Below are 13,654 nucleotides of genomic sequence, written 5' to 3' on the forward strand. Positions count from 1 at the left end.
TATAGGAACAAATGTAGACCGAAGAGACCCGCTATTTTATAAAATTCGTTAAGCAATCAGCAACTATAGACGAGTGGTATTTTAGGAACGTTCAATGGTTTTAATACAGTATACGCTTTCGCGAAAGCGTATAAGACAACAGTCTCAATTAAAGAAACTTAATAGTTATTTTATTGTAAATACTGTAAAATACCCTTTGCAAAATCATTGGCAGCTTCGGGATGATTACGTATCCAAAGTTCAGGTTCTATAATTTCTAATTCACCTAAAAGAATAGTTCCATGAGTATCCCAAATAATATCTGCACGCCCATAAGCTGGCATGGGATCACAAGCTTTAAAAACCCTTTCTGCAAAAGCGATTTCGTCAGGAGTAGGTATATAATCATGTACACTCCCGCCAAAATCATCTTGTACTCTATAATCACCAGCTTTCGCTTTTTTAAGAATCGCATGTGTATATTTCCCTTTAAATACCATAAGAGACGCTTCTCCTAAACTCGTAATTGTTTCTTGAAATGGTTGTATTAACATATCACGCTCTTTTACTAGCTTTTGAAAAAGTTCTTCAAAAGAAGTTCTCTCGTTTTGCTGCACCTTATAGGTATGAAAAGCGCCACCAGCAATAGCAGGCTTGATCACTACGTCTGTCCATCCATTTTCTTCACACACACTATCTATAGAACGATACGCACCCGTATCTACATAAGCCGTAGGAACAATCGTGATTCCTTTTTTCTCTAAATCTGCTAGGTAATGCTTATCAATATTCCAATTAATTAATGATATTGGATTGATTAATTGCGTCTTATTTTTAATCTTGTTCATCCATGTAGAGAACTCCTCATATCGCTCAAAATAATCCCATATGGTTCTAAAAACAACAGCTTTTGTTTGTGACCAATCATATTCAGGATCATCCCAATAGGTACAATCTACGTTTAGTCCTCGTTTTTCTAAAGCATCTTGTAAAAGCTTTCGTTCATGTAAAATAGTAGCGATATAAGGTGTAACTTCTTTCGGTTGGAAATAAGCTTTGCAGGTAAGTAGGGTAATATCAGTCATTAGTCTTGTCAGTTCGATACAATTTTAAGCTTCACGTTATTTTGTTTTAAAATTACTCAATTACCTTATAGTATTCATTACTACATGATATCATTACTTTATTATCCCATTTGATATTAAAACTTCCGATCTGGATGAAAAAGCGCCATATTCATACTGGGCTTCACCTCATCAATAACCTCTTGAACTAATTTGCCCGTAGAAGGCCCTAAGCTCCATCCCATCATAGCATGTCCTGTTGCAATCGTTAGGTTATTACATTTACTACTTTTTCCAATATAAGGCATTCCGTCTGGAGATACCGGACGTAAACCAGCAGCTGCTTGACTTTTTTCTTCCTTAGAAATCTGTACCTCTGGAAAGTATTGGTTTACTCCTTCTGCAATGGCTTCTACTCTCGTTGTATTAATTGTATGATTAATTCCTGCTATCTCCATAGTGCCTGCAAAACGTGTATACCCATTCATAGGTGTAATAGCAACCTTTCGTTCTGCGAGAATGGAAGGATAGGTAATGCCGGTTGGTGTTGTGGTTTGTATACGATATCCTTTTCCTGCTTGTAATAAAAGATTCAAATTCAGCTTTCGCGAAAGCATACTTGTCCATGATCCCGCGGCGAGTACATACTCATCTGCTTTAAGTTGCTTTTTATCTGTTTGCACATGTGATATTTTTCCATTTTGAACCCCAATATCAATCACTTTTTCTTCTTTTCGAATCGTAACACCAGACTGGATTAAGTAGGATTTTAAATCTTCCATAAACTCATCGGGAGTCGTATGGTGGTCACATTCAAAATAGGTTGCACCTACAATATCTAGCTGAGCATCTGGCATCATTTGCTGTACTTCTTGTGGTGTAACTGTACGAGCAACTAACCCTTCTTTTAAAGCATAATCTACTAAATGACTTTCTTCTTCTAGCATATGTTCTGATTGGCAGAGCATAAAGAGTCCCTTTTTCTCTAACTGAAAGTCAAACCCTTCTTCTTGTTTTATTTGATCATATAAATCGCGCCCCATCACAGCAATTTCCCGCATGACTGGCACAACACGCTGTACATGTTTTGAATTACATGATTTATTAAAAGCCAAGGTCCATTTTAGTAATTCTGAATTTAATCGAGGTTTGATGTATAACGGACTTTTTTTGTCAAGCATCCATTTGAGTCCTTGTTTCATAACGCCAGGAGCAGCTAATGGAATCATATGACTAGGCGCTAAATAACCTGCATTTACATACGAGGCGCCGCCATCCATTTTAGATTGATCAATCACCGTTACTTGATGTCCTGATTTATGTAAGAAATAGGCACAGGATAATCCTATAATACCGCCGCCAATGATAATACAATGTTTCACTTTTGCAATGATTTAATGATATAATGTTCTAATGATTTAATGTTCTAATGATTTAATGTTCTAATGTTCTAATGTTCTAATGATATGATGATATGATGATATGATGATATGATGTTTAAACTATCTATCTACATTTTTACGTGCTACAGACATTACTTTTGCTATTTCTGTGGCTTCTTTTATAAATGGTTTTAATTGCTCTTCGGGAACCATCCCTGTGTCTTTTAACATTTCAAGCCAAAAAAGGGTTTCATCAGCTTCCTCAACTACTATAGACATTTTAGAATAAAACTCTTTGGAAGATCTGGCAATACATGCAGCTCTATAATTTGCAGCAGTAGAGGTAACTGAACGTATTAATTGTTTTCCTATAATTCTTGATGCATCTGTTTTAGGCATTTCATCATAAAAAACAATAATCTTTACAGCTAGTGCTTTTGTTCTACTTTTAAATTGTTCTATAAATTCAGACTTATTCATATAAATATTACACCACTTTTTATTACAACATTAGATCATTAAATCACTGAATCATTAAATCACTGACTCATTAAATAACAGAAAACCCAAATGCATAAGGATCATCTTCATCTATGGTGATGGTATTTTGTCCATATACACGTGCCCATCCTTGAATACTAGGAACAATGGCTTTATGAGTTCCCACAACGACTTCTTTTTCAACACGTCCTACAAAGGTAGAACCTATAAAACTTTCGTGGATATAGGCCTCATTGACTCCTAATTTACCTTTTGCATATAATTGAGCTAATCTTGCTGATGTTCCTGTACCACATGGACTACGGTCAATAGCTTTATCACCATAAAACACTGCATTTCTTCCTGAAGATGTTGGATCTATAGGATCTCCAGTCCAAAGTAAATGAGTCACATTACGAATAGTCTCATTTTCTGGATGAATAAATTGATTTGAGTATTTTTCATTGATACGTTCACGAACTACTTGACTGTATTGCACAATTTGACTTGCCGTAAAATTATGTACTCCAGAAAAGTTTTTCTGTGGGTCTACAATCGCATAATAATTCCCTCCATAAGCAACATCAAAAGTAATTTCTCCTAATTCAGGGCAATCTACTGTTAAGTTTTCAGCGGCGAGGTAAGAAGCCACATTAGTTAGTTTTACCCAATCTACTTTATCTCCTGTTTGTTGATAGTCTATTTCTACCAATCCAGCCGGAGCTTCCATCCGAACTTTTCCAGGCGTTTTAGGCTGTATCAGTCCCTCTTCTATCGCAATAGTCATCGTACCAATAGTACCATGTCCACACATCGGTAAACATCCTGAAGTTTCAATAAATAATACACCTACATCATTTTCGGTATCATGGGGAGGATATAATATACTTCCGCTCATCATATCATGACCCCGAGGTTCAAACATGAGTCCTCTACGTATCCAGTCATATTCTTTCATAAAATGCTGGCGTTTTTCGCTCATAGAATTCCCTATAAGTTCTGGGCCTCCTTCCTTTACCAATCGAACAGGATTCCCGCAGGTATGTGCATCTACACAGGTGAATTTATGTGTCATTTTCTTATTCCTAATTAGCTTGTAATTGCTTTATTTCTGTTTCGTATCTTTTTTTATATCCTTTACTAATTACCATATCTAGTAATCGTTTCGTTAAAGAATCATCTTTTATTTTTAGAACTAATTGAACTGATTCATCAAAATTTACAATGAGATCATCAAAGTCTTCATCGTTCATCTCTTCTATTTTTGATAGAAACGTTTTAAAATAAGTTTTACTTTGTTCTATATCTCCAGTCATAGCATAACAAAGACATATTTGTTCTTCTAACTTCCATATTCTCCATTCCCAATGAGGATTCTTTCTTATAAAAAATTCTTTATCTATTTTTTCATAATATGTTTTTGCTTTTTCCCAATCCTTCATATCGTGATAACAATGTGCTGCAAAAAAACAGGAAATATATTTTAAAGAATCAATTTCAAATGCTTTTAAAAAATAGGATACTGCTTTTTTTAAAACCTTATGATCAACTGCTTCCTCCATACTTGGATGATCATAATAAAATATTCCAAAAAGATGATTTATAGAAGCTTTGTTAGGTTCTAAATCTATAGCTTCTTCTAATTTTAATAAACAAGCATTGGCTATTTCAACTCTATCTTTATATAAGTCTGTTGCATAATCATTATACCAGTATAAAGCTGAAACGATCCAATCTATCAAATAATCAAATCGTTCTTCTTTTTTACAATGTTCTAAAGAGTAATCGTATAATAGTTGCACATCTTTCCATCCATTTTCAAATTCATGTGTTCCTATATCTAAGGCTAAAACCAACACCCTCTCTTCTTTAGGTCTATCTATATGATTTGTATATGTTACAAAATCAAGAAGTTTTTCTTTAGTAACTTTTATTGGGTATTCATCATTTGTAAATCTATCAATATACTCTTGATTAATTCTTTCTATTTTCACACCCATAGTATTACTTACTTTTTACTTTCCTCAATCCAATCTTTAACTCTTTTTTCTAAAATCTCTAAGGTTACGGTGCCTTGCTCTAAGATCACCTCATGAAATGCTCGAATATCAAAAGCTGCTCCTAAAGCATTTTCTGCTTCTGTTCGGAGTTCGCGTATTTTAATTTCTCCTATCTTATAAGACAATGCTTGTCCTGGCCAAGAGATATAACGATCGGTTTCTGTATTAATCTCGTGTAATGATAGTGCTGTATTAGATGCCATATAATTCACTACTTGATCACGTGTCCATCCTTTGGCATGAATTCCTGTATCTACAACTAATCGGCAGGCACGCCACATCTCATAGGTAAGCTTTCCAAAACGTTCATAAGGTGTAGTGTACATTCCCATTTCTTCGGCTAGAAATTCGCAATAAAGTCCCCACCCTTCTCCGAATGCAGAGAGGTACATATTTCTTCTAAATTGTGGAATACTGTCTCCTAATTCTTGATTTAAACTTCCTTGTAAATGATGCCCAGGCACCGCTTCGTGTACTGTGAGGGATGGTAATACATATAAAGGTCTACTAGGCAAATCATAGGTGTTGACCCAATAATAACCAGGATCTGTACTTCCTTTAGCACTTCCTACATAACGCCCAGTAGTGTACTTAGGCGCAATGGCATCAGGTACGGGAGCCACTCCATATGGTTTTCGCGGAAGCGTTTTAAAAAAACGAGGCAATTGTGCATCAGCGCGTTTTGCCATATCGCGTGCAATCATTAAAATCTCTTCAGGTGTCTTTGCATAAAACTGCTCATCGGTACGTAAGAATTCTAAAAAATCTGCAAATGATCCTTTAAAATCTACCTCAGCAATGATCTTTTTCATTTCAGATTTGATACGTGCCACTTCTTCCAATCCTTTTTGGTGGATTTGGTCTGCTGTAAGATCAAGTGTTGTGTAATAGTTAATTCTATTTTGATAATAAGCTCTACCGTTAGGCGTTTCTGAAACACCAATCGCTTTTCGTGTTTTAGGATAATATTCTTCTTCAAAGAATGCCTTAATGCGCTCAAAAGAAGGAATTACTTTTTTACGAAGAACCATATCTGCTATACCCTGAAGTTTCTTTTTCTGTTTAGGAGTTATATTATCAGGTAAATTAGTAATAGGTTGCATAAAAAAGTGATTTTTTATATCATTATCATTTTTAGGAATATGGGTATCATAGGTAGATTCATAGCCATTAAAAATCACTCTAGGTTGTGACACCCCTTTTTCAAGACCTTCTCGTAATAATGGAATATATTGATCTACTACATCAGGAAGTACTTTCAATTTATTTAGATAAGATATTGCTTGCTCATAATTGGTAATAGGGCGTACCATATAATTCCAACTGCTATGAAATCCTGAATCCGATAGCAAAGGGTTTAAATAACATTCATAGGTAGCATAATCTACTGTTTCTTGTAATTTAAAACGAAGTAATGCGAGTGATATCGTTTCAGTTTCAGAAAGTGTATTTTCAGAAATTGTTGCTAGTTTTTCTAATTGCGCTTTCGCGAAAGTGGACTCCGCTTCAAAATATGCTTTAGAAAACAATCCCATAGGATACGTCTTTGAATCGTATCCTTTATGATCTTGCACTTCTTCTATAATTGCTTGAAGGTTTTCTGATGGAGATTGTGCATATATTGCTAGATGGCACCCCATCATTAATAATAAACTTAGTACTTTATTCATATCCATATTTTAATCTTAAAACACCTCCCTCGATCCCTCCTTTCTAGGAAGGAAGCTCATATTTGATAATTATTTATTTTAAAAATTCAGGTAGTAATTCTTCTGGAAATCCTTGATAGCTAAAAGGTCGCACCCATCGTTTAATAGCTTGGTTACCTACCGCTGTAAAACGACTGTCAGTCGAAGCGGGATAAGGTCCGCCGTGTGTCATAGCATCTACTACTGCAACCCCAGTAGGGACTCCATTAAAAATGATACGCCCTACACGGTTTTGCAGTCTTTCTACAAGGGGTGAAAGATCTTTACAGTCTTCTTTTTCGGCGATGATTGTTCCCGTTAGCTGTCCTTCCAGCTGACCTATAATTTGTAATAGTTGGTTGCTATCGTCGCATTGTACTACTAATGAAAATGGGCCAAATACTTCTTGGTGTAACTTCGGATTCTTAAAAAAAGCATCTCCAGATACGGTACTTATTTTTGCATGTGCATAATTTGCTGCTATCGTTCCTTGATGTTCAGCAACTACCGTTGCATCAGGTTGACTTATGACAGCTTTTCCATTTTTTTCATAGGCTGTATGAATGTTAGGATGTAACATACAATGAGCATCTATTGCAGCGGTTTTTTCTCCTAATTCTTGTGTAAAGGTCGTGAATTCGGAACTTTTAATCCCTAAAATCAGTCCTGGATTTGTACAAAACTGTCCTACCCCTAATGTGATGGAGTCTGCATAGGTCTGTGCTAGCTCTGAACCACGTGCTTCTAGGGCTTTTTGTGTAATGATTACAGGGTTAATACTCCCCATTTCTGCAAAAACAGGAATAGGTTCTTTTCTTTGAGATGCAAGATCATATAATGCACGCCCCCCTCTAATACTTCCTGTAAATCCAACTGCTTTTACCATGGGATGCTCTACAAGTTGTACGCCTACTTCAATCCCTGCACTATTTAAGTTTGAAAAAACACCTTTAGGCATTCCTGTTTTTTCTGCTGCTTTTTGAATAGCACTGGCTACTAATTCGCCAGTTCCGGCATGCATTGGGTGTGACTTTACAATTACAGGACATCCAGCGGCTAATGCACTGGCAGTATCTCCTCCTGCTGTAGAATAGGCTAATGGAAAATTGCTAGCTCCAAAAACCACCACAGGTCCCAATGGCATTAAATACTGACGTAATTCATTTGCTTCTCCAGAAATGGTAGGATTACGCCAATCTTCGGTTTTTATAAGATCTCCAAACATACGTAGTTGTCCTAAGGTACGGCCACGCTCTCCTTTGGCTCTTCCTTCAGGTAATCCTGTTTCAGACATATATGTTTCGATAAGGGTATCTCCTAATGCTTCTATCTCGTCTGCAATGGCATGTAAAAAAGTGCTTCTTTTTTCTCCAGAGATACTTTGATAGGTTTCAAAAGCTTTAGAAGCTAGGGCAACAGCCAGGTCAATCTCTTCAGAAGTTGCTTCTGTAAAAGAGGTAGCATTGGGTGTGTTTAATTTTGGATTTAACGTTTGATACGTCACTGCTCCTGTTGCACTTAATGTGCTTCCTATATAATTTTTTCCTGTGATCATTGTATGAATGATTAAATGTTTTAATGAAGGGTTGCTACTAATTCTATGAGTACTCCCTATTCTTGATTCTTTCTAAATGCTTCTGAATATCTACAGGTTTATGCACCTTTTTTGTAGACACTGGATACTTTTCTAATAACGATGAAGGTCGTATCGGTCTTTTCTCAAACCCACCTCCACAATTAGGACATACTTCTTCTAATACATTTTCTACACAGTCCTTACAAAATGTACATTCAAACGTACAGATCATGGCATCGGTGGCATCATACGAAAGTGGCTTATCACAATGTTCGCAAGAAGGTCGTATTTCTAACATCGGTTTGATTTTACAAGTTTTTATAATCAGGTAAAGTAGGTCTACTTTCTAGTCCTTTTTTAATCACGTTTAATACATGTACTCTTTCTTCTCCTGATAATGGTAATCTTGGCGCTCTTACATGTTCTGTCCCAATCCCTGTATGAACTTCTGCCAATTTTATATTCTGTACTAATTTCGGGTTTATATCTAACTCTAGCAAGGGTAAAAACCAACGATATATCGCAATTGCCTCTTGAATACGTCCTGCTTTTTGCAATTCATAGATAGCAACAGTTTCTGCTGGAAATGCATCTACCAATCCTGCAATCCAACCATCGGCACCCATAAGAAGGGATTCTAAAGCCAGCGTATCTACACCTGTCATTATTTTTAATCGATCTCCAAACGCATTTTTAATACGGGTTACATTAGAGATATCTCTAGTAGACTCTTTGACTGCTTCTATATTATCACATGCTAATAATTGATCAAACATAGCTAACGTCACTTCTATTTTATAATCTACAGGATTATTATACACCATAATAGGTAATGATGTACTTTCAGCCACGGCTTTAAAATAGGCAACTACTTCGGCGTCTCCAGCTTTATAACGCATAGGTGGTAACATCATTAATCCAGTAGCGCCATCTTTTTCTGCGGTATGTGCTGCTGCAATAGCTCCTTTAGTTGTTTGCTCTGCTATATTAATGAGTACAGGTACTTGCCCTTCTACCAATTTTACGGTTTCTTGAGTTAGGATGCTTTTTTCTGCATCACTCAGCGTACTGGCTTCTCCTAGGGTACCTCCTAATACGATACCATGTACACCAGCCTCTAATTGTGCATTAATGTTAACGGCAAACATATCAAGGTCTAATGTATCTTGTTCTGTAAACTTTGTAGTGACGGCTGGCATCACTCCTTTCCATTGTATTGACATAAGTAAATTTCTATAGTTATATGGTGTTGTCTTATGTTATTCAAAAAGACTTCCCAATTCGAGAATAAAAATAGGATAGATTACCGCTATTCATAATGTGTCAATTATCCAATACTGTGCTTATATTATCCATTTTTAAGTATTTACAATTCATTTTTAAACAATAAAGTATCTTTATGATATGAAAGTACTTCCTTTTAAAATACCTAAACCAAGTAATACTGCTATTATATTTCAAATAGATAGTGGGCAATTTTATGGACAATTGCATCAACATCAAGAACTTCAGATCAGTCATATTCTAAAAGGAAATGGTACTTTATTAATTGCAGACACCTTTCATCATTTTCAGGAAGGAGATGTATTTGTCATTGGTGGACAACAGCCACATGTATTTCGAAGTGAAGTTACAGATGCATTAATGCATACGGTTTTCTTTAATCCAGCATCCTTTGGGGATTCATTTCTGAATTTAGAAGAAGGAAAAGGGGTGCGGGAATTTTACGCTTTCGCGAAAGCGGGATTTAAAACAACAGCTAGTCAAAAGCTTATTTCTACTTTCCAAGCATTGTCACAGAATGAAGGACTCTCCCGATTGGCTTACTTTTTATTATTCATACAATTACTTACTGAGGGCAAATACACACCACTATCTTCTTTTGTATATCCAAAAAAAATAACAGAAGCTGATGGCAAAAAATTGCATCGCATTTTTGAATATTCATTACAGCATTATGCTACGGCTATACAATTAGAAGATATTGCAGATATAGCTGCGATGAGTACTAATGGGTTTTGCAAATATTTCAAAAAGCGTACGAATAAAACATATTTCCAATTTCTAACGGAAATACGAATTACACAAGCTTGTAAATTATTAAAAGAAAACCCTGCATTATCTATTGCTACTATTGCTGAACTTTCAGGATTTCAAACATTATCTCATTTTAACAGAAAATTCAAATATCACAAGAACATAAGTCCTTCCATCTATAGGTCTTCATTTCAATAAGTTATACATAAAACTTAAAGGTATATGCTGTTTCAAAAAACTAACACATTCAGTAAAACTATCAAAAAATAGACTACTATAAGCTTTCCTTATACCACTATAAGTCTAAAAACGTGCTTTTTATGTTAGCATCGTTACATTTTTTTTTGATCAGAACTTACCATTATTACCTCAATTATATTTTTAGTGTTTTTTTATTTTCATAAATAAAAAAGTGTTGAAACCTCATACTATCACTTACTCATCGTTTTTTAAAGCCTTAAAAGAAGAAGTCATAAATAATATGAAAATCTTCCTTTTTCTTACAATTTTCAAAAAAACTAAGAAAGTATACGAGGTTCAGAAAGTCTAAACCTGTGTATTAAAAATAAAGCGCTCATTATTTTCAAACAAACCTAATACAGATAAAGACATAAACAGAATAAAATTAATTAAACACAAAATCATGAAAAAGATTATATACACATTAATGGTAGCAGGAGCCGTATTTTTTACGAGCTGTAGTTCAGACGATAACAACACAACTCCTGATGGTGGAACACCTCAAGGTGAAACACCTACAGCAGCGAGTTTATTACTAAATAGTATTGCAGAAGACGGAGGAACTCCTTATGATGTAAACAATCCTGCATTAAGCTTTACAGCTGCACAAAACGTATTTTTACCTAGTATTTTAGGAATAGACTTTCGTGTAGACAGAGATGTTGTACCTGCAGGTCCTACTGCAAGATTCCCAATGTTTCAAGGATGGGAAACACTTCCAAATGGGGAGCGTAGAGAAGGATATTATGTAATTACTGAAGCTTCTGATGAAGATTTTGCAGAAGAACTTGGAGTAATTTATGCACCTAGAATGGCAGAAGCGATTGGTTCTGGAGGAGAGCAAAACTCAGAATGGACAGAAGATGGAAGACTTATTTTTGAAGGATCTGTAGATTTTTCTCCAACAAGAAGTTTAACTGCTGGAGCAGCATCACCAGATGGCGCATTAGTTGGATTCCCTCCTGCTGAAGTAAATCCTGGAGCGATTGCAGATGCAAACTGGTCTTCTTATGTAGTACTTCCGGGCACTAATATTGTAATTAACGCACAGTTAGTAGCAAACAGTACAGGAATACACGATAGAATTCCAAATCCAAATGGAAATAGTCAAGCAGACGAAGATGATTTAAACAATCCAAACTTAGCGATAGATCAAGCGTCTGTAGTATTACAACTTTTAGATGGATGGCATGATGGTCAACCATACTACTTCCACATTGTAACAGATACATCAGATCCTGGACCAGCAACTATTGAATTAGGAGTATATGCACCAAGATTAAATAACTTACCAGCTTTTGGATTATTCCCAGGAGGTTCTATGTTACCTTTTAGCCCAACGGCAAATGGTGTTACGCCAGATGCTAATAATCCTCTAGGATTCCAAGGTTTAAATACAGCTTCTATAAGTGATCGTCAAGTAAATGATCCTACAAATACATTCCCAATTGATCCAAGTGACACACGTTATTCACCAATGTGGGATGCACATATTACTGAGTTTACTGTTCCAGCAGATGAGCGTGTAATTTTAACAAGTTTTGGTCAGATTAATGATCTTTTAGATGATGGTACATTAATTCCTTTTAGAGGAAATGGGAATCCAGGACCATTAGCAAATAGTTTATCTGACATGTTAACAGCAACAGGAGCTATCATAAACTGTCCAGTAATTACACAACCAGATTCAAGTGTAATCGGAACTCAAATTGGAGCACCAAGAAACCAATAATACAAAGACGTATTATATACAGTAAAAAAATTAATTTTTGATTTTAGGGGGCTGTCCGGAAGGGCAGCTCTCTTTTCTTTTTACACTTTTTCAACTTGTTAATTCCCTTTTATACGTTCCCATAAAGTTGACATAACTGTACCTATACTTCCAACTTCTGGACGATCTTCAGTAGCGGTGATGACACCTTCTTTATCTTCTAATGTATATCTAAATATAAATTTAGGATGTGCTGGATCTATTGTTATTAATCCAAATCGCAGATCATTATATATCCACTGATTATCTTCCTTTTCTAAAATATACCAGCCTTCAGAAATCTTAATTAAACGCTGTACCTCATCTCTGGATGTTAGCTCTTTAGATGCTTCTCGCTTTTTAGGATAGCTTGTAAATGTAATAGGCTTTGAATCAAAAAAGGAATAATCTCCTATCAGGTAGGCATCACCTGCATCTACATTGGCATTCCATAAAATAGCATTTCCAAATCCGGGACGTGTAGATATTTCCGAATAGGCAACTTGTTGTTGTTCTAATGCATTTGTAACCTTTGTATGTGCTACCCATTTTACAACTAAGGTGAGTATTAAATATCCCGTGCTTAAATAAATGCCAAGGTTATTTATACGCTTTCGCGAAAGCGTACCCCTCTTTTTAAACGCGGCAATGATAAGACATACTAGAAAGGGCAAAGTATATAAAGGGTCTATCACAGAGATATTATTAAAGGCTAGTCTCAGATCAAAAGGCCAGAATAATTGTGTTCCCCAAGTAGTAAATGCGTCTAGTAATGGGTGTGTAAATAACCCCCAGAAAAAAAGTTTTGCCCAGCCTTGCCAGCCTACATCATCTCGTTTTTTGATTTGATGGACCAACCAACCCAATAGGGGTGCCATTAGAATTGAAAAGACAATAGAATGGCTGAATCCTCTATGCATTTCGGTGGCAGTAATCGTATCGGTAAGATAGCGTGCTATGGTATCTAAATCGGGAATGGTACCGGCAATGGCTCCCCAAAGCATGGCTCTGTTTCCTACTTTTTTGCCTAAAACCGCTTCTCCCACGGCTGCGCCTAAAACGACTTGTGTTAAACTATCCAAGAATTAATGAGTTAATGAAACAATGATTAAATGTAACAAACCGAAAGTTATATTCTTTAGCTTTTGATTAAAAATAATGAGATTCCCGCCTTTATGGGAATTAAAAATGAAGTTCTACACATGCTGATCGATGAGTATGGCATTTCCGTCTAAATTTAAAAAGTACCACATTTAGTTTTAAATGATGACAATAATTATTGGCACATTAGTTCGTCTTAAAAAATATTTTCTTTTCTTTTTTCATTGCCAAAAAAGAAACAAAAAGTCTAGGCTGGCGAAACCTTGTCTAAATTTATCGTTCTATTCCTAAATTTCA

The 13,654-nt window shown here is 35.6% G+C and carries 12 protein-coding genes; 2 read left to right on the forward strand and 10 right to left on the reverse strand.

Annotated elements, in window-relative coordinates; all coding sequences use genetic code 11:
• Window positions 1-170: 170 nt before the first annotated feature.
• The 9 genes from Q1A01_RS19030 to Q1A01_RS19070 form a co-directional block, all read right to left on the reverse strand.
• A complete protein-coding gene (locus Q1A01_RS19030) occupies window positions 171-1,064 on the reverse strand; it encodes a hypothetical protein (RefSeq protein ID WP_299684003.1) in 894 nt (297 codons plus the stop codon).
• Between the two features lie 116 nt (window positions 1,065-1,180).
• On the reverse strand, window positions 1,181-2,425 hold the full coding sequence (locus Q1A01_RS19035) for an FAD-dependent oxidoreductase (RefSeq protein WP_299684005.1): 1,245 nt from the start codon (window positions 2,423-2,425) through the stop codon (window positions 1,181-1,183).
• A 120-nt stretch (window positions 2,426-2,545) separates the two neighbouring features.
• The gene (locus Q1A01_RS19040) at window positions 2,546-2,905 is read right to left on the reverse strand and encodes a four helix bundle protein (RefSeq protein ID WP_299684007.1); all 360 of its coding nucleotides are present in this window, start codon (window positions 2,903-2,905) and stop codon (window positions 2,546-2,548) included.
• Window positions 2,906-2,975: 70 nt separating this feature from the next.
• Window positions 2,976-3,980, reverse strand: coding sequence for a 4-hydroxyproline epimerase (locus tag Q1A01_RS19045; RefSeq protein ID WP_299684009.1), 1,005 nt, complete (start codon window positions 3,978-3,980; stop codon window positions 2,976-2,978).
• Between the two features lie 10 nt (window positions 3,981-3,990).
• Window positions 3,991-4,899 carry a hypothetical protein gene (locus tag Q1A01_RS19050; protein WP_299684011.1) on the reverse strand — a complete coding sequence of 303 codons (909 nt, stop codon included), beginning with the start codon at window positions 4,897-4,899 and terminating at the stop codon, window positions 3,991-3,993.
• Between the two features lie 14 nt (window positions 4,900-4,913).
• A complete protein-coding gene (locus tag Q1A01_RS19055; protein ID WP_299684013.1) occupies window positions 4,914-6,635 on the reverse strand; it encodes a DUF885 family protein in 1,722 nt (573 codons plus the stop codon).
• Window positions 6,636-6,708: 73 nt separating this feature from the next.
• On the reverse strand, window positions 6,709-8,208 hold the full coding sequence (locus Q1A01_RS19060; RefSeq protein WP_299684015.1) for an aldehyde dehydrogenase (NADP(+)): 1,500 nt from the start codon (window positions 8,206-8,208) through the stop codon (window positions 6,709-6,711).
• Between the two features lie 43 nt (window positions 8,209-8,251).
• The gene (locus Q1A01_RS19065) at window positions 8,252-8,527 is read right to left on the reverse strand and encodes a DUF1272 domain-containing protein (RefSeq protein WP_299684017.1); all 276 of its coding nucleotides are present in this window, start codon (window positions 8,525-8,527) and stop codon (window positions 8,252-8,254) included.
• 10 nt (window positions 8,528-8,537) lie between these two features.
• A complete protein-coding gene (locus Q1A01_RS19070; RefSeq protein WP_299684018.1) occupies window positions 8,538-9,452 on the reverse strand; it encodes a dihydrodipicolinate synthase family protein in 915 nt (304 codons plus the stop codon).
• A gap of 181 nt (window positions 9,453-9,633) precedes the next feature.
• On the opposite strand from Q1A01_RS19070, the gene Q1A01_RS19075 reads away from it, so the two are divergent.
• Window positions 9,634-10,464, forward strand: coding sequence for an AraC family transcriptional regulator (locus Q1A01_RS19075; protein ID WP_299684020.1), 831 nt, complete (start codon window positions 9,634-9,636; stop codon window positions 10,462-10,464).
• Window positions 10,465-10,909: 445 nt separating this feature from the next.
• Entirely contained in the window at window positions 10,910-12,238 is a 1,329-nt protein-coding gene (locus Q1A01_RS19080; RefSeq protein WP_299684022.1) for a hypothetical protein, read from the forward strand.
• A 98-nt stretch (window positions 12,239-12,336) separates the two neighbouring features.
• Here Q1A01_RS19080 and Q1A01_RS19085 read toward each other — a convergent pair whose 3' ends face one another.
• Window positions 12,337-13,338 carry a metal-dependent hydrolase gene (locus Q1A01_RS19085; RefSeq protein WP_299684024.1) on the reverse strand — a complete coding sequence of 334 codons (1,002 nt, stop codon included), beginning with the start codon at window positions 13,336-13,338 and terminating at the stop codon, window positions 12,337-12,339.
• Window positions 13,339-13,654: the final 316 nt, after the last annotated feature.

This window comes from uncultured Dokdonia sp. (genome assembly GCF_947492815.1).
Classification (GTDB): Bacteria; Bacteroidota; Bacteroidia; order Flavobacteriales; family Flavobacteriaceae; genus Dokdonia.

Excerpts from the sequence above, each read along its gene's own strand:
- Q1A01_RS19030 (WP_299684003.1), bottom strand. The coding sequence starts at position 1,064 with ATGACTGATATTACCCTACTTACCTGCAAAGCTTATTTCCAACCGAAA.
- Q1A01_RS19040 (WP_299684007.1), bottom strand. The coding sequence starts at position 2,905 with ATGAATAAGTCTGAATTTATAGAACAATTTAAAAGTAGAACAAAAGCA.
- Q1A01_RS19045 (WP_299684009.1), bottom strand. The coding sequence starts at position 3,980 with ATGACACATAAATTCACCTGTGTAGATGCACATACCTGCGGGAATCCT.
- Q1A01_RS19055 (WP_299684013.1), bottom strand. The coding sequence starts at position 6,635 with ATGAATAAAGTACTAAGTTTATTATTAATGATGGGGTGCCATCTAGCA.
- Q1A01_RS19060 (WP_299684015.1), bottom strand. The coding sequence starts at position 8,208 with ATGATCACAGGAAAAAATTATATAGGAAGCACATTAAGTGCAACAGGA.
- Q1A01_RS19065 (WP_299684017.1), bottom strand. The coding sequence starts at position 8,527 with ATGTTAGAAATACGACCTTCTTGCGAACATTGTGATAAGCCACTTTCG.
- Q1A01_RS19070 (WP_299684018.1), bottom strand. The coding sequence starts at position 9,452 with ATGTCAATACAATGGAAAGGAGTGATGCCAGCCGTCACTACAAAGTTT.
- Q1A01_RS19075 (WP_299684020.1), top strand. The coding sequence starts at position 9,634 with ATGAAAGTACTTCCTTTTAAAATACCTAAACCAAGTAATACTGCTATT.
- Q1A01_RS19080 (WP_299684022.1), top strand. The coding sequence starts at position 10,910 with ATGAAAAAGATTATATACACATTAATGGTAGCAGGAGCCGTATTTTTT.